Consider the following 25,054-nt stretch of genomic DNA (forward strand, 5'->3'; position numbering starts at 1 on the left):
ATCCAATGAAGGAGGTTTCTATGAGCGAGTTCCGCACCGAGCACGACAGCATGGGTGAGGTTCAAGTCCCTAAAACCGCGCTCTATGGCGCCCAAACCCAACGCGCACTGGATAATTTTGCTATTAGCAGCCTCACACTGCCCCCGCGCTTTATTCACGCCGTGGTGCACATCAAAAAAGCGGCGGCACTGGCCAATCAGGAGCTCGGGTTGCTCGATAGCGACATTGCCTGGGCAATTGCGGCAGCGTGCGACAGTATCCTTGCGGGGCATTACGTAGACCAGTTCCCGGTAGATGTATTCCAAACCGGCTCTGGCACCAGCACCAACATGAATGTAAATGAAGTGATTGCCCATATCGCCAGCGATTTGGCCGGGCAGAAGGTGCACGCCAATGACCAGGTAAACATGAGCCAAAGCAGTAATGATGTGATTCCCAGCGCCATTCACGTCAGCGCCGCCCTCGCCCTTAAACAGCAACTTTTCCCTGCGCTGGAAGAACTGCACACCAGTCTGCTCGGTAAAGCGGAAGCGTTACACGAGGTAGTGAAAACCGGCCGCACCCATTTAATGGATGCCATGCCCCTGACCTTTGGCCAGGAATTGGAAGGCTGGGCCAGTCAAATTGAAAGCAATTATGTGCGTTTACAAATGGCGCTGCCGCAGTTGCTGCGCTTGGCACAAGGTGGCACCGCAGTAGGTACTGGCATTAATGCACACCCGGAATTTGCCAGTAAAGTGACTGAGTATTTATCCGAAGCGACGGGTTTAATTTTTATGCCCGGCGATAATTTTTTTGCCTTAATGAGCGCGCAAGACACCGCTGTAGCAATTTCCGGTCAGTTAAAAACCCTCGCCGTGAGCCTGATGAAAATCGCCAACGATTTACGTTGGATGAACTCCGGCCCACTCGCGGGCATTGGCGAAATTAATTTAAAACCGCTGCAACCTGGCTCATCGATTATGCCCGGCAAAGTAAACCCGGTTATTCCTGAAGCCGTGTGTATGGTGTGCGCACAAGTGATGGGCAACGACGTGAGTATTGGCATTGCCGGACAATCGGGAAACTTTCAATTGAATGTGATGTTGCCGCTGATTGCTTACAACCTATTGCAGTCGATTGAATTGCTGAGTAACGCTTGCAATGAGTTGGCCGATAAAACGATTGCGACTTTCACGGTTAATCACACTAGCATCGAAAAAGCGCTGGCACAAAATCCGATTCTGGTAACGGCCTTAAATCCATTAATCGGTTATGAGAAAGCAGCGGCTATCGCCAAACAGGCTTATGCCGAAGGGCGTGCGATTATTGATGTTGCGCAGGAGCAGAGTGGATTAAGTCGGGAGCAATTAGAGCAATTGCTAAACCCCGAAAAATTAACGCGTGGCGGGTTGTAATCGAAAGGTTAAATCAAAGGAAGGGATTCGTAATAGCCTCTGAGACTGTGGGAGACAGGATGTCGACGACAAGCCCCCATGGATGGGTTTACGGCGTGTCTCAGAGGCTATTACGGAGCCCTTCCGTGGGCGATCTCTTTAAAAAATGAGTAGTGATAAATTCTTGTTAAGAATTATTTTTCAAAACTAATATCCTGCAACGACAATTCGCCAGAGGTTTTATTTTCCACTTTGAGTTGCAAATACAATTCACTAAACCCCGAAGTCGGCGTTACTGCAATAGTGCTGCGCTGATAGGTTTTGAGTTCTGCGCCAGATGAAAGAACACCAGCAGCAATCACCTCGCCCTCTGCATTATTACGACGCAATTCAAATTGCCAGGCAGCCGCTTCTTTAAAGAAAAAAGCGCCTACTTGTAGCGACTTAATCTGCGTTAAATCAAAACTGCCCAATGCAAAACCAGACCAGTCAGTGGTCGCAGGCATTTGAATTGTTTTAATTTCACGAAAGGTATGGCGTTTAACATCTTTACTCGCGCGCGCGCCATCAAACACACTGTCAAGGTCAACCCGATGCGGGATAAGTGAAAAGGTTTTATTCACCGCAATAGCCGGCATTCCGTTAACGGGTTTATCGCTATAACTCACCGCCAATGAATAGGCTTCGCCTTGGGCCACAAAGGGTGTGTTATCCAATAAGCGCTGCTGAGTTGCCTGGTGCGCATTGAGCGACAACTTTCCTGCCAAGGGTAAGGATGCTACAGCCGCCTCTTCTTTATTGAGTGACAATATATAAGTCGCCAAGACTTTCAGGTCTGCTTCGCCCAAGCCAGAGAACGCAGGCATGTTCATCTCACCCCATACACCGCTGCCGCCATTGCCAATTTTTTTCACCAAATAAGCCATAGCATTAGGATCGTCCTGATATTTTTTGGCAACTTCACGCAATGCCGGGCCTACAACTTTTTCATCCAGTTTGTGGCAACTTAAACAATTATTCGCATCGAGTAAATTTTTTGCTTGATCGCTAATGCTAGCCAGTTGATGCCCTTGTGCACCCGCTTGTTGTGCAGCGCTATAACGGAGTTGCACATTAGGATTATTGTTAGTGATGGTTTTTATAGCACCATCTTCCAAGTCATTAATCGCTAATTGATAAGCAAAACTACTGGTGTCGCCCCAGAAGAAGGATTTATTTTGCGCGGAAACCAATTCGATACTGGCCGGTTCATTACCAATTTCCAATTGCTGGCTGGCGGTTGCAGTCGCGCCATGAATATCAGTGATCTGCAAACTCAGCGTAAAAGTTCCCGCCTCGGAAAACGGCAGCTCCAGGTCACGGGCATTACCTAAATCCTTACTCGCACAAGCATCGTTGGCGCAGGTCAGTGTCCATTGGTAGCGAATTGCATCGCCATCCAAATCAGTTGATTCAGCAGCGGATGCTTGAATTTGTGCGGGTAAACCAGCCTGGTTTTTATTCAAAGTAATCACAGCTAAGGGTGGACGATTACCAGCACCCACATATTCAATGCGCGCCAAGCGTGCATCCGGGTTACCGGTAAACCAGGACATGCCGTACTCCAATACGTAGAGCGTACCGTCTGGCGAAAAACGGGTATCAATTGGTAAGGCATAACTAATTTGCGGAGCAAAAGGCTCAATTTTTTGAATACGCCCCTGCTCATCAAAAGTCACTGCCTTCACCCAAGCGCGCATAAAATCTGCAATAAATAATTTGTTGTTGTAGTAAGCCGGATAGCGATTTACCGATTCCGGATAATCATTTGCACGGTAAACATCAGCAACCAACGCGGTGCGCCCACCCACACCCAACTCAGGGAATATTTCTGAAGCGGCATAGGGGTAAGCAATAAACGCAGGCTGTGCCGGTGGCAATTGTTTTGCACCGGTATTGAGTGCAGACACATTCATCGGCGCATTGACATCAGCCGTTTCACCACCTTTTTGATTGATGTAATCAAACATTTTGTAAGGACGATTTTGACCAATCACCAGCGGCCAGCCAAAATTTCCTGCCGCAGTCACACGATTAACTTCATCGTAACCACGGGGACCTTTTTCCTCCGAATCAACGTTTGCATCAGGGCCTACATCGCCGTAAAACAAGGTATTAGTTTTTTTATCGAAGGTAATACTGTAGGGGTTGCGCGCGCCCATCACATAAATTTCCGGGCGACCTTGGTTGGCATCGGTAAATAAATTACCGGCGGGAATGTCATAGGTGCCGTCTGCGTTAGGCTTAATGCGCAAAACTTTACCGCGCAAATCCTGAGTATTACCGGGAGCGCGTAAGCCATCATTCTTTTTCATGTCCGGGCGAAAATCCAGCGGCGCATAACCATCCTGATCATGGGGATTGGTATTGTCGCCCGTAGAAAAGAATAACTCGCCGTTATTGCCAAACTGCAAATCGCCACCGGTATGACAGCAGTTGTTGTCTATGCCGTAGCGCAAAATTTCCTTTTCGGTGCTGGTATCTACCTGATTATTGCGCCACTCAAAACGCGATAATTTTTGGTAAAAATTGTTTTGCTCGTCTTTCACATTAAAAGCGACATAAACCCAATTAGTGCGCGAAAAATCCGGGTCAATGGCTACACCGATTAAACCCCACTCCTGGATCTTGTTGTACTCAACCGCAATAGTTCCCGCGTCATGTGCGGCACCCGTTTTATAATCAACACGGGTAAACATACCGGGGCGCAAGGCGATAAGCGCATCGCCATTGGGGAAGAAATCAAACTTGACCGGCTCGTTTAAATTTTCGATTAAGGTCTTTTTAACAAAGCGATTATTTTCCGGGCGCGACTTACTGTAATCCAATTGCGGTGCTGAGCCTTCGCGATAATTCAACCCTACCGAATAACGAATGCCACCTAACAAATGCTGTATAAAGTGCGCATTAGAAAAAGTTTCCGCGGTATGCCCCAAGCCAGTATAAAACGAGCGACCACCGTCATATTCGTGATACCAGGAAATGGGATGATCGTGGCCATGCTCACCGCCTTGATAGGTAGATTCATCCACCTTGGCGAGCACATTAATAAACTCGTACATGTCGCGGAAGTTGTACCACTCGTCATTTATCTCAAAGTGATCAGGTAATGCCTTGGTGGATTCATGATTTTTATTGGTGATATCAACACGCGCCAATTGCACATTGCTCGGCACGCTGGGGTGATTTTTAAACACGGCGCCAACCAGGTTGCGATACCAAAACCAATCGCCACCCGATTCAGTATCGGTCGCCGCATGGATTCCCACGAAACCGCCACCCGCCTGAATGTAGCGCTCCATGGCTAACTCTTGTTGCTCGTTCAATACATCGCTGGTGGTATTTAAAAATACCACCGCGTTGAACTTCGCCAGCTCCGCATCGTTAAACAATGCTGAATCTTCCGTTGCAAGCACAGTGAAATTATTTTCACTGGCCAGTTTTTTTAATGCCTCAATGCCGGCGGGAATGGAATCGTGGCGCCAGCCATTGGTTTTGCTAAACACCAACACATGAGCGCCCGTGAGGCTGGTTACCTCGGCAGGTGGCTGCACAGTATTTTTGTCGGGCGCAGAATTGGGCGCTGAAGATTGATCGCTACAGGCTTGTAGGAAAAGTGCGGACGCCAAACCGAGCGCCACAACTAATGGAAAATGCTTTATAGATGAAAATAAACGAATCATAGACCTGCCTATTTATAGAAATACGTTTTTATCGGGGCTGTTTTGTGGGTGTGTCGTTGTTGAGGAGCAAAAAAAAAGCCACTTATTGTAACAGTGACTTTTAGGTATTGCGTAGGGGTTTACGCTTGTAAACGCTTCTTAGCGAATCACTCAAGATTTCTCCAGCCAGCGCTGTAACCGCTCCTCCAACTCGTCGTAACGAATCGGTTTGGTGATGTGATCATCCATACCCGCCGACAAATACACCTCTTGATCCGTTTCAGTCTGGGTGGAGGTTACGGCCACAATGGGTAAATGATGCATGCTGTGGGTATTGTGCTCATACTGACGAATCTTTTCGGTGGCAGTTATGCTGTCCTGTTCCTTCATGTCGTAATCCATAAGGATCAAATCGAATCGCTCTTTGGTAACAATTTCAACGGCCTCAAGGCCATTCTGGGCAACTTGCACGTAGCAGCCTAATTTTTTCAGCATCGCACTAATTACCATTTGATCAACGCGGTGATCTTCCACCAGCAATACTCTGGGCACTACCGCTAAACCAACGGATTCTTGCGCAGAAGTTTTCCGCTCATCTTCACCGCCCGGGTTCAATAGTTTTTGCACAGCAACATCGTGCAAGCGGCGGCGCATAATGGGTTTTTCAATCACACTCACTTGCGGGTTGGAGCGCAAATGGAGTTTCATTTCCGGGCTATCGCTCTGCAAAATACTCATTGCAATAATTTGTTTAACCCCCGCAACATCCGGTTGATGGGTAATTTCACGGGAGAGCGCCAAACCATTCATATTATTGAGCTTGGTAAAAATCAGCACCAAATCAAACGGTGCTCCTGCATTAGCCTGCTCGCGCAACTTGGTAATTGCTTGCTCCTGACCTGCGACTATCGCTGTCGTCATGCCCCACGCGTTAATTTCATCGGCTAATACATTGCCATTATGGTCTGGTAGATCCACCAGTAGCGCGCGTTTGCCACGCAGTTTTTGCTCGGAACCAAAACGACGATCCTCATGGGATACCACTTGCAACGCAACATTAATAAAAATGCGATTGCCGCGATTTTTATTTTCGCGCAGGTGAATACTGCCGCCCATACATTCCGCCAACCCCTTACAAATGGACAGACCAATACCGCGATAATTACTTTCCCGTGATTCAGCGTCCTGATCTGCATTCACATTCTTTTCGCTATCGCTAATCACTACTTGTAATTCGCCCAGATCATCCTGATCCTGATGAAAACGCGCTTCGATAAATACATGTTCAATCCGACTGGCTTTGAGTGTGTGATTAAGCAGCGTCGCCAGAATTTGATTCAAGCGTGCGGCATCGCCGCGCACTCGCAGTGGCATGGCTGGGTCAAAGCTGTAATAGAGTTCTACGCCTTGTTGGTGTGCATCCAGCGCGAAATCCTGCACAAATTTTTCCAGCACCCGGCGCAAATCAAACTCAACTTCATCGAGCACCAGAGTTTTAGTGGTGATTTTTGAAAAGTCGACGACATTATTTACTAGATCGATTTGTCGCCCTGTTGCCTTATTGGCCATCATCAACAACTCACGATGATGTTCGGATAACTGGCTGTCATCAATTAAAGACAAGGTACTCATCACATCGCTAATAGAGGAGCGAATTTCCTGCCCGAGATTTACCAAAAATTCATTTTTTAATTCAATCTGCGCCTGTGAGCTACGCTTCTCGTTTTCCAAGCCCTGGGCGCGTTCACGTAATGAAAAGTGCGCCTCAAGCCGCTCCCAGTAAGCTAGGGATGTAACCTTCCCCTGATGCGCCAACATGATGTAAAACGTCAGCATGATACAGCCGTAAAGCACACCTTCCGCCGTTCCCAACATAATCGCGGTAATCGCGGCTGGCACTTGGCCGATGGCGAGGTAGATACTCAAAAAGCGGGTGTAAGGCGCAAACACATTGGCAACACTGGAATAGAACACCACTGAATAAAGCCACATCACCAATGTTTCACCGCGCATGCCCTGCACCCAGGTCAGGGTGACCAGAATAAAACTCCACCAGGCAGCACCCAGACAGGAGGCGAAAAAATATTGGTTACGCCAGCGTGCGGGTGCGCGAGCATAGAGGCTATCAAAGCGGAACAAGTAGTAACTGCGCACCAGCGTCACCAGTAGCAAACCGGTCACCAGCACTATCGCCAGGTTGTGTTCTTTTTCTTGAAAGTTGCCAAACGCCAGGCACAACACAAACACAATGAAATTAAGGATAAGCCCACGGCGGCTGTATTTGGCCACCCGCGCATCGGTCTCGCGCATGATGGCGCGGTCTTTCTGAACCTTGGTGGCGGGAACAAAAAAATGAAACATAGTGTATCCAACTGGGTGTGCGTGAACTGGGGGATATTCCGGCGGTAAGCGAAAATCACCCTCTAGCCAAGAATATGAACAAACACTTCTTTAATCACAAAAACCATGATGGCAAAACCCAACACCCCAAAGAGTACAAAGGTACCAAACTTACCGGCTTTGGATTTTTTGGCCAGATCCCACACAATAAAAAACATAAACAGGATTAGCCCACCACCACAGAGGTACATACCCCAGGTTTCAAGTTGCTCAAGCGTCATAATCGGTTAAATCCGGGTCTAGTAAGCGGAATTTCGCAGGGGCGCCATTGTAGCGAAAAGCCTCTGCCAAGTTTAGCGTTAATCGCCGCTAATGCCGCTTTATCACCGCTGATAACCGGCACGACTTGCCCGAAAATAGACGCGGGCGCACAATAGCCACCCTTTTATATCGCCCCCGTCAGGCACCCTATCTATTTCCTTGAACTTCATTTAGGTACTTTAATGCGCATCTCCAAAATTATTGCCGCCCTGCTTATTAGTTTGTGCTTATCAGCCTGTGTGTCTTCATTGCTTATAGGTAATCAATTGCAAAGCAAGCTTATGTGGTCATTTCTAAAACCCTTAGTGGGTTTTGACCCGAATGAAGTCAACTTTTTTGAAGCGCCTATTATCAAGGACCGCATGACTGCCATTCTTGGTGATAAATACGAACCCACCATGAAATTGCTACGCACCGCGCAGGAGATCCAACAGGAAGGCGCATTATTTTATGTTGCCTCGCGCTATGCGCCCTCCCAAGTACAAGCTGTCACGGATAAGGCCGGCCTGGTGTGGAATTCGCAAACTAACCAGATGGCAGTAATGCTGATTAAAGATGGCAAATCAGAAATTTTTTCTGAGCAGATCGCTGGTGCTAAAGAAGCGATTACGCCGGTGTTTCCGCAAGAATTGCAAAATGCCTACAGTAAAGCACAGGAGATTCAAAAAACCCTGAACGCTCCTGCTGAGGCTATGGGGGAAGCGCTGGATAAAAAACTAGATTCGACTATTGATAATGTAAAACAAGAACAAAAAAATAAAATAGACAGCACTATTAATGATGCCATCAACCAACAAATACCCGATGCGCAACAACCAGCAACCAATTAAATGCATCCAGGCATGTAACAAATATCACGCTAAAGCATCTATAACGCAGGATTAGTTATAGGTGCTTGTATGTTTTTATCTCTCAGCAAAATAGATTCTTGTTTTGACTATGCACTAGCCCCTGTGATTCAGGGCAGCAGTAGTCTTGCTTCACTCGGTTTGCGCCTGTATCTCGCGCCGGTATTTTGGATGGCAGGGATGAATAAACTCAGCGCATTTGAAGATACCGTCACCTGGTTTGGCAATAGCGACTGGGGCCTTGGGCTTCCTTTACCCTGGCTGATGGCTGTACTCGCTACCACAACAGAACTGGCAGGTGCCGCGTTATTAACGCTTGGTTTATGTACTCGCTTAATCAGCATTCCACTCATAGCCACCATGTTGGTTGCTATTTTTGCCGTTCACTGGGACAACGGCTGGCAAGCAATTGCCGATGCACAAGCCCCCTTTGCCAACGAGCAAGTAGTTGCTGCAACAGAAAAACTGGAACGTGCGCAACAAATTCTGCAAACCCATGGCAATTACGAATGGCTCACTGCCAGTGGTAAGTTTGTCATTCTGAATAACGGCATTGAATTTGCCACTACTTATCTACTTATGTTGTTGGCATTAGTGGCGATGGGTGGTGGCAAATACCACAGCTTGGATTATTGGCTGTACCACTGGTCTTTAAAAAAGGGTTATTTTTTAAAAAAAATGGCAACAAATACTGCGCCCAGATAAAAGCGAATGATAAGCTTGAACCGACTTTTATCTACGGAAAATCCACCATGGTGCAATGCCACAAGCAAGAATCAGGAACGCAAACTCATGGATGAAGGCCTGCTCATCAAGCAATTGATTGCAGGTGAAGATAGTGCATTTCGCCAGCTTATCGCCCAACACCATTCGCTGATGCTCAATATTGCCCGCGCTATTATCGGCGATGCGTTTGCGGATGAAGTAGTTCAGGAGGCCTGGGTTTCCGTGTATAAAAATATCGCCGGCTTTGAGCGTCGCTCCTCTTTAAAAACCTGGCTCATGACAATTGTGAGCAATCAAGCCAAAGCGCGTTTGCGCAAAGAATCGCGTCAGGTTTCACTGGAACAACTGGATGGCGACACACCCGGCAGTTATTTGGATGGCAGCCACTTTCAAACTAATGGTCATTGGGCGCAACCGACACCGCGTTGGAACAATGAATCACCCGAGGCACTACTGGAAGAAAAACAACTGCAGCGCTGTATTGCCAAAACCTTAACTCTGTTGCCGCACACACAAAAAACCGCGTTTATTCTGCGCGATGTAGAGCAGCAATCGTTTGAAGATATTTGCAGCCTGCTCAATGTAAGCGCTGCCAACGCGCGGGTACTGGTACATCGCGCCCGCCTCACTCTCATGCAAGTTATTGATCGCTATCAGGAGACCGGCACATGTTGAGTTGTAAACAAGTCGCCAGTTTGGCCAGCGACTATCTCGAAAACAATACTCCATTAAAATGGCAAATACGTTTGCATTTGCTTATGTGTGCCAATTGCCGTCGCTTTGTAAAACACCTGGACATAACACGTAAGGTCAGCGCAGGCTTAGTAGCTGAGGCACCCAATACTGAAGCCATAGCCGATGCGGAAAAAATTCTGCAAAAAGTAAAGGCGCAGATTAAAGCGGGATCATCAGCGGACTAAAATTGCTACCATTCGAATTCAACTTACCCAAGGAGTAGCATTTGGATTTTGCAGTAGAAACATTGATGTTTTTATTTATCGCCGCCGCAATTGCCGGTTTTATGGACACCTTGGCAGGTGGTGGCGGGCTCATTACGATTCCCGCGCTGGTTGTATCTGGCGTACCACCATTGGCCGCGCTAGGCACGAATAAATTGCAGAGTTGTTTTGGCTCAGGAACGTCGAGTTTTCTCTTATTCAAACGCAAAAAAATACACTGGCAAGAATTGCGACCTATGATGATCGCCGCCTTTATGGGTTCGGTGCTGGGAACAGTAATAGTACAATTTATCGATACCAGAGTATTGGGGTTTATGATCCCGCTAGTACTGGTTATTATCGCGATTTATTTTATTGCAGCGCCCTACTTAAAACTCGAATCGTCTGAACCAAGAATGACTGCCAGCCTGTATCAAAAAACGGTAGTGCCTACGATAGGTGTTTACGACGGTATGTTTGGCCCCGGCACTGGTTCTTTTTTAGCTGTTGCAGGTGTGAGTTTTCGCGGCCTGGAATTAATTAACGCTACCGCCATTGCAAAACCACTCAACTTTGCCACTAACATCGCCTCGTTAATTGTATTTATTTTTGCCGGGCAAATTATGTGGCTCGCAGGTTTGGCGATGATTGTCGGGCAAATGCTCGGCGCCTGGATGGGGTCACACTACTTATTTAAAGTGAACCCAAAAGTTTTACGAATCCTCATTGTTAGTATTTGTTTGCTCATGTTAGGGCAATATTGGTACAAACAACTCGCTGCATAACGCATTTGGCTTTGGCATAAGGAAATTTATTTACATGAAGAGCGATATGAACTTATCCGCCCGCCTTGTGATAGCACTACTCGCAACGTCTGTAAGTGCGTGTGTGGTCACACCTAAAAAAGTGGCGAGCTTTGATACAAAATGCATGGTTTCCACCCAAAAAATTGAACTCACCACAGAGCAAGTACAAATATTCAACGATGTGGACTGTATTACCCATAGCTGCAAAATGGAATTGATGGGCGCAGCAGTATCGTCGGCGCTGATCACGACTACCAGCGCGATTGTCTCAGGCTCTATTGCACTGGTGGGGAATACACTTTATTGGGCGGAAAGTCAGGGAAAATGCCCCAACACAATTCAACAAGAAGCACAGCCTCCACATCAAGAGCCAAATAAAATTGATGAAAAATATTTGATTCAGGAAGAAGTAATAAGCGTTAAATCCTGATTTTATTATTAACATCGCGATTAGCGGCGATGGGGCGCTGATCAACCACCGCCCTGCCCGACTTTGCCATGCGATCATAAAGAAGCACATTGACAGTTGCTGCCAAATTCATACAGCCAATGGTGGGAATATAAACAACATGCTGGCACTGCTCGATAATATCTTTTTTAAGTGAACCATCTTCCGGGCCAAAAATATAATAGGCATTTTCCGGGTGAATAAAATCCATTAAGGGTGTTGCCCCTTCAATCAATTCAATAGCAACCAAAACAGCCCCCTCAGCCAACGCACCTGTTTGCACAGCATCTTCAAGCTGTTCCACATGCTGCAAACAAATTTTACTGGCGGCATTTTTAGTATCGGCAGAAAATTTACGCGCGCGATCAAAACGTTCACCGGTGTAAAAAACACCGCTAGCCTCATAACAACCAGCCGCGCGCATAATCATGCCGACATTCGCCGGACTTTTGGGGTTAACCAAACCGATAAAGGCTGTTGGTGTTTGCATGGTGATGAACTCTATTTAAAAATGTATTACGAGAGACGGTGTTTAAAATCGACATAGTCAAACTCACGCACCATATTTAGCTCATTGGTGCGCGAATCCCACAGGGCAATTGCCGGCAAATTAATACCGTTAAATGTAGTGGTCTTTACCATGGTGTAATGTGCCATATCATCAAACATTAAACGCTGACCGACTCGCAGCGGCTGCGCAAATGAATAATCCCCAATCACATCACCCGCTAAACAAGTCATACCACCCAAGCGATAATTATGTGCAAACTCATTCGGCATACCCGCCCCAATAACATCGGCACGGTAAGGCATTTCCAATACATCAGGCATATGGCAAGTAGCGGAGGTATCGAGAATCGCCTGCGCCATAGTGTTCCAGGTAATATCCAACACTTCCGCGACCAATACCCCGCTGCGAATGGCGACCGCCTCGCCAGGCTCCAAATAAACCTGCAATTTATGACGCGCCATAAACGATTTAATCACGGCGATTAAGTCATCAACCTGATAATCCTCGCGGCTGATATGATGACCACCACCAAAATTAATCCATTGAATTCGCGAAAAATATTTTCCAAACTTTTCCTCTACCGCCGTTAAGGTGCGCACCAGCGGTGGTAAATCCTGTTGGCAAAGGGTGTGAAAATGCAGCCCACTAATTCCATCCAATAATGACGGATCATCTGCAACGGCCTGCTCAAATTGCACAATGGGAACCCCCATCCTAGAACAGGGCGCACACGGATCGTAAAGCTCGACCTCCCCTTCGGAATGCTCGGGGTTAATACGAATCCCAAACTGCAACTCGGGGCGAGCTTGTTGCGCCGCCAAGGCAAGCGATTTAAATCGAGACCACTGTGAAAATGAATTAAACAGCACATGATCAGCGACTTGTAAAATCTCGATCAAATCTGCCTCTTTGTAAGCCGCCGAATAACAATGGACTTCACCACCAAACTCTTCGCGCCCCAAACGCGCCTCGTGCAAACCACTCGCACAACTACCGGAAAGATATTTGCGAAACAAAGGTGCCAAGCGCCAACAAGAAAACGCTTTTAATGCAGCCAGTACTTTCGCCCCACTTTCTCGCTGCACACGGTTAAGGATTTTTAAATTATCTTCCACCGCCGATTTATCAATGACAAAACAAGGCGATGGAACCAAAGCTGGATTAAAGTGGGTGAAATATTCGCGTTTCTGCATCGATCAACCTTCAATTGCTTTAGGGTCAACTTCGACGACCTGCCAGGGCAGACCGTATTTATTCAAGTCTTCCATAAACGGATCCGGATCGTATTGTTCCATATTCCATACACCCGGTTTTTTCCATTTCCCTTCCAAAATCATTTTGGCACCAATCATCGCAGGCACACCGGTGGTGTAAGAAATTGCTTGGGATTTCACCTCACGGTAGCACTCCTGATGATCGCACACGTTGTATACAAACATGGCGACCGGCTTACCATCTTTCAAACCTTGCGCAAAACAACCGATGCAAGTTTTTCCTTTGGTCAGCGGGCCAAGGCTTGCGGGATCTGGAAGCAGAGCTTTTAAAAATTGCAGGGGCACTATTTCGCGACCTTCAAACATGACCGGCTCAATTCCCGTCATGCCCACATTGCCGAGCACTTCCAGATGTTTTAAATAATTATCCGAGAAGGTCATCCAAAAACGCGCGCGTTTAATTTCAGGAAAATGTTTTACCAGCGATTCAAGTTCTTCGTGGTACATCATGTAGATTTTTTTGGGACCAATCTCGGCGGGAAAATCAAACACCTGATTGACTGACAATGGAGGCGTTTCAACCCAGGTACCATTTTCCCAATAGCGACCATTGGCGGTCACTTCGCGAATATTAATTTCCGGATTGAAATTGGTTGCAAACGGCAAGCCATGGTCACCCGCATTACAATCAATAATATCCAAGTAATGAATTTCATCGAAATAATGTTTTTTCAAATAGGCGGTGTAAACATTGGTTACACCCGGATCAAAACCGGAACCCAATAACGCCGTTAAACCGGCATGTTTAAATTTGTCTTGATAGGCCCACTGCCATGAATATTCAAACTTGGCAGTATCCAACGGTTCGTAATTGGCGGTATCCAGATAATCCACACCCGTTTCCAAACAGGCATCCATAATAGTCAGGTCTTGATAAGGTAATGCCACATTGATTACTAAATCTGGTTTTTCAGCATTAATTAGCGCCACCAATTCCGGTACATTATCGGCGTCCACCTGTGCGGTTTTAATCGGACGAGTTAATTGTGCGGAAATCGCCTTGCATTTTGATTCGGTACGGCTCGCAAGCACAATCTCGGAAAACACCTCTGGCAGCTGTGCACATTTATGCACTACTACTCCGCTAACACCACCTGCACCAATAATTAATACTTTTGCCATCTAAGGCCTCCCATTAGAATAAAAAATGACATGCCTAGAGCGCATACTAAGCACGAGGAGTCGTAAGGATTATTTTTCGAAATAGGTATAACCGCGCAAACTTTCAGAATAAGCCGATAACATTTGTTGCCGGTCAGCAATACTGATTACACCGTCGCGCACAGCTTGCTCAGCAGTTTGGCGAAATTGTTCATAAAGTGAATTGGGTTTGTACTCCACGTAACTCAGCACATCGGCAATACTGTCGCCGTGTAATTCATGCACGAAATCAATGCTCTTATCGGCATTGATACGCACACTGGCCACGTTAGTGTCGCCAAATAAATTGTGGAGATCACCCAAGGTTTCTTGATAAGCACCCACCAGAAAAACACCCAAGTAATATTCGTCGCCGGCATTAATGGCATGCAGCGGTAAAGTGGTGGACTCACCTGCCGAGGTCGCAAACTTTTGTAACTTTCCATCACAATCACACGTGAGGTCAGCGATGATCGCTTGACGTGTTGGCTCCTCATTTAACCGGTGAATCGGCATCACCGGAAAAATCTGACCAATCGCCCAAGAGTCTGGCAAAGATTGAAACACACTAAAATTGCCGTAATAAATATCGGCCAACAATTGCGGCAAACTTTCCAGCTCCGCAGGAATGCGCTTCATTTGCGGTAATAAGGCCGCGATTTTTTGCAGCGCGGCGAGATAAATATTTTCACCCAATACCCGGTGGCGCAAACTGATGTCGCCCGAGTGAAATAAATCGCGAATTTTGTCGCGATAATAAATAACGTCGTTATAGGATTCTTGTAAATTTGCAACCCGAATAACCGAGAGTGTATGCCAGAGGTTGGCAATCATTTCATGACAACCCGCAGGCAATGACTCAGGCATGGCCGTAGGTTCAAAATGCGTTACATCAAGAATATTAAATAATAATACGGATGTATGCGCGACCGTGGCACGCCCGGATTCTGTAACAATCGTTGGATGCGGGATTTGGTGTTGATCCAGACTTTCCTGAATCGCTTCCACCACATCGATACAATATTCTTGTACCGAATAATTACGGCTGTGACCATTGGTGCTGCAAGTACCATCGTAATCAATTGCCAAACCGCCGCCCAAATCCAAATACCCCAGCGGCGCGCCCTCGCCTACCAGTTCAATATAATAGCGGCAGGCTTCCAACACACCCGCCCGAATACTGCGAATATTGGGAATTTGTGAACCCAAATGAAAATGCAATAATTGGAAACAATGCAGCAAATCTGCATCGCGTAGCGTGTCAATCACGCTCACCAGCTCATTGGTATTGAGACCAAATAAACTGCGATCACCACTGTCTTCGCTCCAATGCCCTTCGACTTTGGTAGACAGTTTTAACCGCACACCAATCAGTGGTTCTACATCAAGACTACGACTGCATTCAATGACTGATTGTAATTCGCTCAAGGTTTCCAGCACAAAAAAACATTTGAATCCAAGCTTGCGCGCTTGCAAACCAAGTGAAATAAATTCGGAGTCTTTGTAACCGTTGCAGATAATTAAACTGTCGCGATTCGTCAAGGTTGCAAGGGCAATCATTAACTCAGCTTTACTGCCCGCTTCAAGGCCATGATTGTAGCGCTCACCAAAACGGGCGATTTCCGCAATCACATTACTTTGCTGATTCACCTTAATAGGAAACGCGCCGCGATAGCAGCCTTGGTAGCCGCTCACCTCAATAGCTTGTGCAAAGGAATCGTTAAGGATACTGATGCGCGAATCAAGGATATTTTCCACACGCAACAATACGGGCATTTGCAGTCCACGCTGCTGCAGACCATCCACAATACTCATCAGTGAAACACTAGTCTCACCATCAACATTGGGTGCGCGAACAATAACTTCCCCTTCCGGGGAAATACCAAAATAACCGTTACTCCACTCATCTATGCCATAAAGTTCGGCGGAAGTACGTGAAGACCAAACTGCTGCTTGCTCAGAAGTATTCAATATGATTCAACCCTGCTAAGGAACGGGCAAGCCCGCCGGATGGAAATAATTTCTTCTCGAGTGCAGGTTCAAAGCGACCAGCGCCATAAAACTGCAAAATGGCGCGCAATTGTCCACATTTTTCGTGAAAAATAAAGCACTCCGCCCGAATTGGGCGGATGCGAGATAAATGGAGCAATTTCTATTGCGATGCTTGCTGTTGCAAATACTGAATGAGCACACCCATATTTTTGATATAGGCAGCAGTTGAGATGCCCATTACCGGCGTCTCTACCGGGTAAGGCGATGTATCCCACTCATCCCCCACCATAGTCGCAGCAAACGCCTCTGTTGGTGGAATATTTTTCTTTTCACCAGGAGCCGGGCCGCGATAGGGATTTGTAGTGTAGTAAAGCGGTGTTGGCCAATATCCCTGTGGGTTCAACCCCTCAATCAATGCACGAGCTTGGGCGCTAATATCGGCAGATTGGTCAGGCTTTTGCGCACGAAAATTCAAATCCGATACGCTCACTTTACCAAGCGTAAAAAACGCTGGCAGACGTATTTCACCCATCGCATGTAAGGGCGAGCCTACCACCGCTTGCTCGGGGCTTAGGGCAAGCGCTTGCGCGTACTCACGGCGCAAACGGTCTGTATCCACCCGCGCGGCTGATTTGTAGTGAGCCAGCATATGTTTGGCTTGATAATCCACGTAATACTCACCATTGGTGATGTTAGATCCGCGCCGATGGGTAAATAACGCACGATTGGTGCCTAACTCGATAAATGATGCATGGCTGCGCCCCTCATATTCAGGCTTTACCGGTAACTTTAAACTTTCCAGCCACTCAATTGCTTCGGGAATACGCGCCAGAAATTTGGTCTCACCAGTCATGCGATAGAACTGAATTAACATACGGATATTATCCGCGGTAGTAGGCGCATGCAGTGACTTTGGCTCATAGGAGCGCGCGCCTGCTGGCTGTAATTCCGGCGTATATTGCAGCGACCACCCAGGCTGCGGCGCACCCATCTGGGTAGTAAGGAATACATTCATCGCGCGGATGACCGGCTCGCGCACTCGAGACTCCCCCAGCACCTGATAACACATGAGCAGGAAATCGATATTTTCGGCGGCCACATCATCATTGAAGGTGATAAAGCTGGTGTAGTCAGGCTGATTTTTACCGGGATGGTCGTGCATCAGCGGAAAACGCTGGGGCCACCCACCCACGGGATACTGGCTTTTAAGCACAAAGTCGATAACTTTATCCAGCGCTGGTCGGTATTTGGGATCCAGTTTGGCACTGTATAAGCGCAGTAAAAATTTCGCGGCCTCTGCCGTACCGGCATCATCGAAAGTCGCGTTACCGTAATAATGCTGGAATTCTTCAAGACGCCATGCATGTTTACCGATAGTCGCGTACCAGTCCTTAAGTGCCGCCTCGCCCGCAAAATCAGTCAGGTAATTCCAGCCCCCACTGGGGTGCTGGGCAAAAATAATCGCACCGGCTACCCGCTCTGCGGCAGAGTAATAGTATTCATCACCTGTCGCGTTATAGGCATCAAGAAATAAATGGCCGACAGTCGCGGTGCCGGGAGGCTGCATCCAGATCATCGAGCGACGCGCTTCCAACTCACCCCACTGGCGCGAAAAATCAGGCAGATAAGACCACACAAACGCGCCGCGATAACTGACCTTGTCGAGCATAAACTGACTGGCCAATTTCATGGTGGTCTTTACCTCGGTCACACTGGGCTTTGCCGAGAGGGATGCACTCCATAAAATGCATAAAAATGAAATAGCGAACACCAGGGTTCGCCCGGGAACGGGGTTGATTAGTCGCATAGTTTCTCTCTAATTGTTATTGATACAGCGACCGAACTATTTGTGCCGATAGTTTCAGAGAATTTTTATGATGTAAGAGCTTGCTGCCATTACATTCTTTTTAGCCATAATAAGGCAATTAGAACGCACTAATAGTCAATTTAACATTAAATTGCATCAACCTCTAATGCCCAAACAAGTCAATTTGGTTGTCACAGGCGCTGTGGGATTCAGCATGGCGTGTTGTTTTCGCATTTTTTTGTTTCAGGCGAGAGCCATGTTTTACCAACACTTGTTGCGAGGCTTCCCTGCCCTCATCGCTTTTACGAATACGGCTAATGCGATCTTTCATCACGCGGATATTCTGCTCAGCATCCACAATAGCGCGGGGGTAGCCCGGCAGCGGCATAGTCTCATGACAGGCTATTTGCTCAGCGCTGTAACAGCGTAACTCAGGAATCCAACGCTTGATAAACTGGCATCCCGGGTCTTGATCTATTAATTGCTTCAGTGGACTGTAAACGCGAATAGTATTGATGCCAACAATTGCCGCTTGCATTTGCACTTGGGAAAAATGAATGCCCGGCTCGTAATCCGTGAATAAACGCGCGAGCGGATACTGCAAATCCCGCCAGTGGATATGCAATCCAAAGCAGGCAAAATTGACCACCATCGCCCGCATGCGAAAATTCAAAAAACCGGTGGCCTGTAAACAACGCATACAAGCATCTACCAAAGGAAACCCTGTTTCGCCATTAAGCCAGGCCGCCAATCTACTTGTATCCTGCGAGTATTCCAAAACCTCGTATGCCGGATTTAATGCGCGAAACTCCATATAACTCGCTGACTCCAAACGCTGGACAAAATGATCGCGCCAAAACAAACGCGAACTAAAACTTTCCAAACTTTTTTGCCAGCGCAGTGCAAGTTTGTTGTCATCGCCTGCATCCAACTGCTCATCTAACTCTGACAACCGCTGATGAAGGCGGAAAAAAATACGACGCAAACTGAGCGTCCCCCAGGCAATGTGAGGCGATAAGCGTGAGCCACAAAAAAAGGCTTTATTGGGTGAGGAAATTCCACCGCGATAGCTCAACGAACGCTCCCGCAAAAAACTATCCAACGTACGCTGCGCACGTCTCTCACTCACTACCTGAACACTAGGCCAGGAGATACGTTTATCCAGTAGCTGCGGTGCAAGTTCATGCAATGAAGGAATGGCAAAAAAATTTAAATGCTCAAGAGCTGGCTGAGGGATTGTAGAGGGTGATTCAAGGGGCTCTGAATCGAATAAACGTTCAGCAATAATTTTGGTGCGTTTATCGCGTGAACCTAAACGACGAACAACTCCAGATTGAGGCAGTTCTTGCCAGAGAACGTTTTCTTTTTTACACCATCGCGCAACTGCTTTATCGCGCTGATAAGTAATACCTGCACCTGTTTCTTCATGGGAGTAGATATGAGTAAAACCCAATCTCTCTTTTAATTGCACAAAACCAGCAGGTAAATCTGTGTTGATAATCAGTAGCTCAGCGCCGATGGATCGCAGCGAGAATTGCAAATCGGCCAGTGCCGTCAACTGCGACTGCAAATGAAATGCAGAGGCGTCTTGTGCAAGATAAACAGCCGGCTCGAGAAAGAAAACTGGAATAACATGGTCACATTCAGTCAATGCCGCATGTAACGCAGCATTATCATCAAGGCGAAAATCGCGTTTTATCCACCAGAGCGCGAGCATGCAAAAACCAAAATAAGAAAGGTTTTGTGCATACGTTAAATCTTGACGATTGGATCTGAGCAAATAGATAAAATAAAGCGACGAAAAAATGGCAATAAAAAAGGCGATCCGAAGATCGCCTTTTTGAAACAACTTGGCGTGGAAAAATTACCAGCCAGTGATTTCTTTCAGTGCTTTACCGATATCGGCCAAGCTCTTAACGGTTTTAACTCCCGCATCTTCCAGTGCAGCAAATTTCTCGTCAGCAGTACCTTTACCGCCAGAAATAATCGCACCAGCGTGCCCCATACGCTTACCAGCAGGTGCAGTTACACCAGCGATGTAAGACACAACAGGCTTGGTCACGTTAGCTTTGATGTAAGCAGCCGCCTCTTCTTCTGCAGAACCACCGATCTCACCGATCATTACGATCGCTTCGGTTTGTGGGTCAGCTTGGAACAACTTCAGGATATCGATGAAGTTGGAGCCTGGGATTGGGTCACCACCAATACCTACGCAAGTAGATTGGCCGAAACCGTAATCGGTAGTTTGCTTAACCGCTTCATAAGTCAAAGTACCTGAGCGCGATACGATACCTACTTTACCTGGCTTGTGGATATGGCCTGGCATGATGCCGATTTTGCACTCACCTGGAGTGATAACACCTGGGCAGTTAGGGCCAATCAAGCGTACACCCAACTCGTCACACTTCACTTTTGCGTCAAGCATGTCGAGAGTTGGGATACCTTCGGTAATACACACGATCAACTTGATGCCACCGTTAGCCGCTTCAAGGATTGAGTCTTTACAGAAAGGAGCCGGTACGTAGATAACGGATGCGGTTGCACCAGTCGCTTCTACTGCTTCAGCAACAGTGTTGAACACTGGCAGGCCGAGGTGAGTTTGACCACCTTTACCTGGAGTTACACCACCAACCATTTTGGTGCCGTAAGCAATCGCTTGTTCAGAGTGGAAAGTACCTTGCGCGCCAGTGAAGCCTTGGCAGATTACTTTGGTGTCTTTGTTAATTAAAACGCTCATGTTCTTTGCCCCTTATTGATTCGCAGCAGCTGCAACAACTTTCTTGGCAGCGCCAGTCAAGTCGGTATCGGCAATAATGTTCAGGCCGCTTTCGCCCAACACTTTTGCACCCAATTCAGCATTGTTACCTTGCAGACGAACAACAACAGGTACTTTTACGCCTACTTCTTTAACTGCACCAATTACGCCTTCTGCGATCATGTCGCAACGTACGATACCGCCAAAGATGTTGATGAATACAGCTTTCACCGCGTCATCAGACAAAATGATTTTGAACGCTTCAACTACGCGTTCTTTAGTTGCACCACCGCCTACGTCAAGGAAGTTAGCAGGTTGGCCGCCGTGCAATTTAACGATGTCCATGGTACCCATCGCCAAACCAGCACCGTTTACCATACAACCGATATCGCCACCGAGTGCAACGTAGTTCAGTTCCCAAGCAGCAGCATGAGCTTCACGCGCATCTTCTTGAGTTGGATCTTGCATTGCTTTCAATTCTGGATGACGGTATAGAGCATTGCCGTCGATTACCAACTTGGCATCCAGGCAGTGCAAGTTACCTTCTGGAGTGATCACCAATGGGTTCACTTCCAATAATGCCAAATCTTTCTCTTTGAACAACTTGGCCAAGCCAAGGAAGATGTTCACGAATTGGTTGATTTGCTTACCTTCCAAACCGAGTTTGAAAGCCAAATCGCGCCCCTGGAAAGGCTGAGCGCCAACCAGCGGATCAACAGCAACTTTAAGGATTTTTTCTGGAGTATCGTGTGCAACTTTCTCGATCTCTACACCACCTTCGGTAGAGGCCATGAACACGATGCGACGGCTTGAACGGTCAACTACAGCGCCCAAGTACAATTCTTTGGCGATGTCGGTACAGGTTTCAACCAAAATGCGGCTTACTGGCTGGCCTTTCTCATCAGTTTGATAAGTCACCAGGTTTTTGCCCAACCACTTTTCAGCGAAAGCGCGGATATCCTCTTTGCTCTTAACCAGCTTTACGCCGCCCGCTTTACCGCGGCCGCCAGCGTGAACCTGAGCTTTAACGACGAACATATCGCCGCCGATTTGATCCGCAGCGGCAACAGCCTCTTCAACAGTCGCAGCAGCAATGCCTTTAGAAACAGGCAGACCATATTGGGCAAACAGTTGCTTACCCTGATACTCGTGCAAATTCATGGTGTAGTTCCATTTGACGATGGTTGGACATGTAATTATCGATAGACATGCCAACTGGGTTATCGATGGAGACGAACCTTATGAGTTCGCCCCCGCCTAAAAAACGAGGACTCTATGGTTCTCTTAACGCTTCTTCTTGTTGGCTACGTGGATGGCATGACCATGCACCGCCAATGCTGCTTCGTGGATAGCTTCAGACAGGGTTGGGTGACCAAACACCATCATGCCCAAATCTTCCGCACTGGAACCGAACTCCATTGCAATCGCCACTTGCTGAACCAAATCTGCAGCGCTTGGGCCAACAATGTGGCAACCGAGGATACGATCAGTCTCAGCGTGAGCAATAATCTTTACCAAACCTTGAGTTTCATTAGCCGCCATAGCACGGCCAGAGGCTGCGAACGGGAAGGTACCTACATTGTATGGCTCGCCTGACGCTTTAACTTGCTCTTCCGTTTTACCAACGGAGGCAACTTCAGGATGGGTATAAATTACGTTAGGAATAATATCGTAATTGATTTGTGATTTTTGGCCTGCGATGCGCTCGGCAACCATCACACCTTCTTCCGAACCTTTGTGTGCCAACATCGGGCCACGCACTACATCACCAATTGCCCAAACGCCCGGTGCATTAGTTTCGCATTGTTCGTTTACAAAAATAAAACCACGTTCATCCAGATTCACACCGCTATCAGCAGCCAACAGGTTCTCAGTGAATGGACGACGACCAACGCACACAATTAACTTATCAAACGTTTCTTGCTGCTCTTTACCTTCTTTGTCCAAATAGGTAACGGTCACTTCTTTGCCGTTTACTTTTGAACCGGTAACGCGTGAACTGGTACGGATATCCAAACCTTGTTTGGTGAGGATCTTTTGAGTTTCTTTGGCAATTTGTTGATCCATAATTGCGAGGAAACTGTCCAATGCTTCCAGCACGGTAACTTTGGAGCCACAACGATTCCAAACAGATCCCAGTTCCAAACCAATTACACCAGCGCCGATCACGCCCAAACGCTTTGGCACTTCAGTAAATTCCAATGCGCCAGTAGAGTTAACAACCACATCGTTATCAACAGGTGCCGGGGGAATATTAATTGGACTGGAACCAGAGGCTAAGATCACGTTTTCAGCATCGTATATCGTTACTTTGCCATCAAAGTCAGTCACTTCAACTTTTTTGCCAGCAAGCAATTTACCAGTACCGAACAAGCTGGTAACACCGTTAGACTTGAACAGTCCTGCGATACCGCCGGTCAGATTTTTGATGATTTGATTTTTACGTGCAATCATCGAAGAAACATTCAGCTCTACGCCTGAAGTGGTAATACCATGAAGACCTAAATCCTCTTTTGCTTCGTGGTATTTGTAAGAGCTATCGAGTAATGCTTTAGACGGGATGCAACCTACGTTCAAGCAAGTACCGCCGTTAACGCCCTTGCCTTCTTCGTTTTTCCACTTCTCAACACACGCAGTTTTCAAACCCAATTGCGCGGCACGGATGGCGGCAACATAGCCCGCGGGGCCAGAACCGATAACTATCACATCAAATTTTTCAGACATAACAATGTTCCTAAATTATTAACAGTCGGCTACAACCTTGTGAGCAGTAACCCTTCACATAAAAAAACGCTCTTAGGTTGCCAAGAGCGTTTCAAAAAAGCAGATTAGATTTCCAACAAAATGCGCGCCGGATCTTCCAACAAATCCTTAATGGTCACGAGGAATTGCACAGCCTCTTTACCATCCAGCAAACGATGGTCGTAGGACAACGCCAAATACATCATCGGTAAAATTTCTACCTTGCCATTAACTGCCATTGGGCGCTCTTGAATTTTGTGCATACCCAAAATTGCAGACTGAGGCAGATTCAAAATTGGAGTAGACAGCAGCGAACCAAACACACCACCGTTGGTAATAGTGAAAGTGCCGCCCGACATCTCTTCAATACCGAGTTTGCCATCACGTGCGCGCAAACCGAAATCACGGATAGTATTTTCGATAGTTGCCAAGCTCATGTTCTCAGCGTTACGCAACACTGGAACGACCAAACCTTTTTCAGTCGATACAGCAACACCAATATCCTGATAACCGTGGTATACAACATCGTTATTGTCGATAGAAGCATTTACCACAGGGAAACGACGCAACGCTTCAGCAGCGGCTTTTACAAAGAAACTCATAAAGCCCAAACGTGAACCGTTATGCGCTTTTTCAAATTGGTCTTTGTATTTTGCACGCAGTGCCATTACTGGCGCCATATTCACTTCATTGAACGTAGTGAGCATTGCAGTAGTGCTAGATGCTTCAAGCAGGCGCTCAGCAATACGCTTGCGCAAACGTGTCATAGGTACACGCTTCTCAACACGATCGCCTACCGCTTCGATTGCAACAACCGGTGCAGGCGCAGCAGCTGCGCTAACCGCTGGAGCAGATTTTAAATGGTTGGCAACATCTTCTTTGGTAACACGACCATCTTTACCGCTACCAGCAACAGCGGCAGTATTTACGTTGTTTTCCTCTGCCATTTTACGTGCAGCGGGGTTTACCAATTTCTCTGCAGTGGCGGCAGGCTTTGTTTCAATGGGCGCAACAGCGGCTGGTGCGGCGGCGGCAACAGCACCTTCCACAAAACGAGCAATCACTTCATTGCTCAGTACGGTGTCACCTTCGCCTTTGATAATTTCAGCGATGCTACCATCAGCGGGCGCAACCACTTCTAATACAACCTTGTCGGTTTCAATATCAACGATCAACTCATCGCGCTTGACGGCTTCGCCTGGTTTTTTGTGCCAGGTTGCTACCGTGCCATCGGCAACGGATTCAGGGAAGGTAGGGGCTTTGATTTCGATACTCATGCTATTCCATCTCTCTGTAGCGCTAGGATTATTTGATCAATTAATCAGTTAG

20 protein-coding genes are annotated in these 25,054 nt (G+C 47.2%); 7 read left to right on the forward strand and 13 right to left on the reverse strand.

The window, feature by feature from the left end:
* Positions 1-20 precede the first annotated feature (20 nt).
* Complete coding sequence (locus tag NNX04_RS05420) at positions 21-1,397, forward strand: class II fumarate hydratase (protein WP_261947730.1); 1,377 nt, start codon at positions 21-23, stop codon at positions 1,395-1,397.
* A 173-nt stretch (positions 1,398-1,570) separates the two neighbouring features.
* Here the strand turns inward: NNX04_RS05420 and NNX04_RS05425 are convergent, their stop codons facing one another.
* The 3 genes from NNX04_RS05425 to NNX04_RS05435 all read right to left on the reverse strand — a co-directional run bounded on the left by NNX04_RS05425 (position 1,571) and on the right by NNX04_RS05435 (position 7,698).
* Positions 1,571-5,098, reverse strand: coding sequence for a ThuA domain-containing protein (locus NNX04_RS05425; protein WP_261947731.1), 3,528 nt, complete (start codon positions 5,096-5,098; stop codon positions 1,571-1,573).
* 150 nt (positions 5,099-5,248) lie between these two features.
* Entirely contained in the window at positions 5,249-7,438 is a 2,190-nt protein-coding gene (locus NNX04_RS05430) for a response regulator (RefSeq protein WP_007640615.1), read from the reverse strand.
* 62 nt (positions 7,439-7,500) lie between these two features.
* A complete protein-coding gene (locus NNX04_RS05435; RefSeq protein ID WP_007640614.1) occupies positions 7,501-7,698 on the reverse strand; it encodes a DUF2788 domain-containing protein in 198 nt (65 codons plus the stop codon).
* Positions 7,699-8,019: 321 nt separating this feature from the next.
* On the opposite strand from NNX04_RS05435, the gene NNX04_RS05440 reads away from it, so the two are divergent.
* The 6 genes from NNX04_RS05440 (at position 8,020) to NNX04_RS05465 (ending at position 11,486) form a co-directional block, all read left to right on the forward strand.
* On the forward strand, positions 8,020-8,568 hold the full coding sequence (locus NNX04_RS05440; RefSeq protein ID WP_151057435.1) for a hypothetical protein: 549 nt from the start codon (positions 8,020-8,022) through the stop codon (positions 8,566-8,568).
* 69 nt (positions 8,569-8,637) lie between these two features.
* Positions 8,638-9,291: an HvfX family Cu-binding RiPP maturation protein gene (locus NNX04_RS05445; protein ID WP_261947732.1), complete on the forward strand. Its 654-nt coding sequence runs from the start codon at positions 8,638-8,640 to the stop codon at positions 9,289-9,291.
* Between the two features lie 87 nt (positions 9,292-9,378).
* Positions 9,379-9,987 carry an RNA polymerase sigma factor gene (locus tag NNX04_RS05450; protein WP_261947733.1) on the forward strand — a complete coding sequence of 203 codons (609 nt, stop codon included), beginning with the start codon at positions 9,379-9,381 and terminating at the stop codon, positions 9,985-9,987.
* The gene (locus NNX04_RS05455; protein ID WP_007640607.1) at positions 9,981-10,232 is read left to right on the forward strand and encodes a zf-HC2 domain-containing protein; all 252 of its coding nucleotides are present in this window, start codon (positions 9,981-9,983) and stop codon (positions 10,230-10,232) included. The genes NNX04_RS05450 and NNX04_RS05455 overlap by 7 nt, the downstream gene beginning before the upstream one ends.
* Positions 10,233-10,273: 41 nt before the next feature.
* Positions 10,274-11,035 (forward strand): TSUP family transporter, encoded by a 762-nt coding sequence (locus tag NNX04_RS05460; protein ID WP_261947734.1) that lies wholly within the window; start codon positions 10,274-10,276, stop codon positions 11,033-11,035.
* A gap of 46 nt (positions 11,036-11,081) precedes the next feature.
* Positions 11,082-11,486: a hypothetical protein gene (locus NNX04_RS05465; protein WP_261947735.1), complete on the forward strand. Its 405-nt coding sequence runs from the start codon at positions 11,082-11,084 to the stop codon at positions 11,484-11,486.
* Here NNX04_RS05465 and NNX04_RS05470 read toward each other — a convergent pair.
* The 10 genes from NNX04_RS05470 to odhB all read right to left on the reverse strand — a co-directional run bounded on the left by NNX04_RS05470 (position 11,476) and on the right by odhB (position 25,002).
* The gene (locus NNX04_RS05470) at positions 11,476-11,994 is read right to left on the reverse strand and encodes an RNA methyltransferase (protein ID WP_261947736.1); all 519 of its coding nucleotides are present in this window, start codon (positions 11,992-11,994) and stop codon (positions 11,476-11,478) included. The genes NNX04_RS05465 and NNX04_RS05470 overlap by 11 nt on opposite strands.
* A gap of 26 nt (positions 11,995-12,020) precedes the next feature.
* Positions 12,021-13,208 carry a carboxynorspermidine decarboxylase gene (gene nspC / locus NNX04_RS05475; protein ID WP_261947737.1) on the reverse strand — a complete coding sequence of 396 codons (1,188 nt, stop codon included), beginning with the start codon at positions 13,206-13,208 and terminating at the stop codon, positions 12,021-12,023.
* A gap of 3 nt (positions 13,209-13,211) precedes the next feature.
* Entirely contained in the window at positions 13,212-14,411 is a 1,200-nt protein-coding gene (locus tag NNX04_RS05480) for a saccharopine dehydrogenase family protein (RefSeq protein WP_261947738.1), read from the reverse strand.
* A 69-nt stretch (positions 14,412-14,480) separates the two neighbouring features.
* Positions 14,481-16,400: a biosynthetic arginine decarboxylase gene (gene speA / locus NNX04_RS05485; protein ID WP_261947739.1), complete on the reverse strand. Its 1,920-nt coding sequence runs from the start codon at positions 16,398-16,400 to the stop codon at positions 14,481-14,483.
* A 181-nt stretch (positions 16,401-16,581) separates the two neighbouring features.
* Positions 16,582-18,228, reverse strand: a complete 1,647-nt coding sequence (locus NNX04_RS05490) for a pectate lyase (RefSeq protein ID WP_261947740.1) — start codon at positions 18,226-18,228, stop codon at positions 16,582-16,584.
* A gap of 163 nt (positions 18,229-18,391) precedes the next feature.
* Positions 18,392-19,945: an FAD-binding domain-containing protein gene (locus tag NNX04_RS05495; protein WP_261947741.1), complete on the reverse strand. Its 1,554-nt coding sequence runs from the start codon at positions 19,943-19,945 to the stop codon at positions 18,392-18,394.
* A 147-nt stretch (positions 19,946-20,092) separates the two neighbouring features.
* A complete protein-coding gene (gene sucD, locus NNX04_RS05500) occupies positions 20,093-20,965 on the reverse strand; it encodes a succinate--CoA ligase subunit alpha (protein WP_133682474.1) in 873 nt (290 codons plus the stop codon).
* 12 nt (positions 20,966-20,977) lie between these two features.
* Positions 20,978-22,144, reverse strand: coding sequence for an ADP-forming succinate--CoA ligase subunit beta (gene sucC, locus NNX04_RS05505; protein WP_007640591.1), 1,167 nt, complete (start codon positions 22,142-22,144; stop codon positions 20,978-20,980).
* A gap of 123 nt (positions 22,145-22,267) precedes the next feature.
* A complete protein-coding gene (lpdA, locus tag NNX04_RS05510; protein WP_261947742.1) occupies positions 22,268-23,707 on the reverse strand; it encodes a dihydrolipoyl dehydrogenase in 1,440 nt (479 codons plus the stop codon).
* A gap of 104 nt (positions 23,708-23,811) precedes the next feature.
* Positions 23,812-25,002 (reverse strand): 2-oxoglutarate dehydrogenase complex dihydrolipoyllysine-residue succinyltransferase, encoded by a 1,191-nt coding sequence (odhB, locus tag NNX04_RS05515; RefSeq protein ID WP_261947743.1) that lies wholly within the window; start codon positions 25,000-25,002, stop codon positions 23,812-23,814.
* Between the last annotated feature and the right edge of the window lie 52 nt (positions 25,003-25,054).

Origin of the sequence: Cellvibrio sp. QJXJ, assembly GCF_024452345.1 — a bacterium.
Lineage (GTDB): Bacteria > Pseudomonadota > Gammaproteobacteria > Pseudomonadales > Cellvibrionaceae > Cellvibrio.

Bases quoted from the DNA above. Each gene is read 5' to 3' on its own strand.
- NNX04_RS05420 (WP_261947730.1), top strand. From the start codon at position 21: ATGAGCGAGTTCCGCACCGAGCACGACAGCATGGGTGAGGTTCAAGTC.
- NNX04_RS05435 (WP_007640614.1), bottom strand. From the start codon at position 7,698: ATGACGCTTGAGCAACTTGAAACCTGGGGTATGTACCTCTGTGGTGGT.
- NNX04_RS05440 (WP_151057435.1), top strand. From the start codon at position 8,020: ATGTGGTCATTTCTAAAACCCTTAGTGGGTTTTGACCCGAATGAAGTC.
- sucD (WP_133682474.1), bottom strand. From the start codon at position 20,965: ATGAGCGTTTTAATTAACAAAGACACCAAAGTAATCTGCCAAGGCTTC.
- lpdA (WP_261947742.1), bottom strand. From the start codon at position 23,707: ATGTCTGAAAAATTTGATGTGATAGTTATCGGTTCTGGCCCCGCGGGC.
- NNX04_RS05465 (WP_261947735.1), top strand. From the start codon at position 11,082: ATGAACTTATCCGCCCGCCTTGTGATAGCACTACTCGCAACGTCTGTA.
- NNX04_RS05450 (WP_261947733.1), top strand. From the start codon at position 9,379: ATGGATGAAGGCCTGCTCATCAAGCAATTGATTGCAGGTGAAGATAGT.
- nspC (WP_261947737.1), bottom strand. From the start codon at position 13,208: ATGCAGAAACGCGAATATTTCACCCACTTTAATCCAGCTTTGGTTCCA.
- NNX04_RS05480 (WP_261947738.1), bottom strand. From the start codon at position 14,411: ATGGCAAAAGTATTAATTATTGGTGCAGGTGGTGTTAGCGGAGTAGTA.
- NNX04_RS05455 (WP_007640607.1), top strand. From the start codon at position 9,981: ATGTTGAGTTGTAAACAAGTCGCCAGTTTGGCCAGCGACTATCTCGAA.
- NNX04_RS05490 (WP_261947740.1), bottom strand. From the start codon at position 18,228: ATGCGACTAATCAACCCCGTTCCCGGGCGAACCCTGGTGTTCGCTATT.
- odhB (WP_261947743.1), bottom strand. From the start codon at position 25,002: ATGAGTATCGAAATCAAAGCCCCTACCTTCCCTGAATCCGTTGCCGAT.
- NNX04_RS05470 (WP_261947736.1), bottom strand. From the start codon at position 11,994: ATGCAAACACCAACAGCCTTTATCGGTTTGGTTAACCCCAAAAGTCCG.
- NNX04_RS05495 (WP_261947741.1), bottom strand. From the start codon at position 19,945: ATGCTCGCGCTCTGGTGGATAAAACGCGATTTTCGCCTTGATGATAAT.
- NNX04_RS05430 (WP_007640615.1), bottom strand. From the start codon at position 7,438: ATGTTTCATTTTTTTGTTCCCGCCACCAAGGTTCAGAAAGACCGCGCC.
- sucC (WP_007640591.1), bottom strand. From the start codon at position 22,144: ATGAATTTGCACGAGTATCAGGGTAAGCAACTGTTTGCCCAATATGGT.
- NNX04_RS05445 (WP_261947732.1), top strand. From the start codon at position 8,638: ATGTTTTTATCTCTCAGCAAAATAGATTCTTGTTTTGACTATGCACTA.
- NNX04_RS05425 (WP_261947731.1), bottom strand. From the start codon at position 5,098: ATGATTCGTTTATTTTCATCTATAAAGCATTTTCCATTAGTTGTGGCG.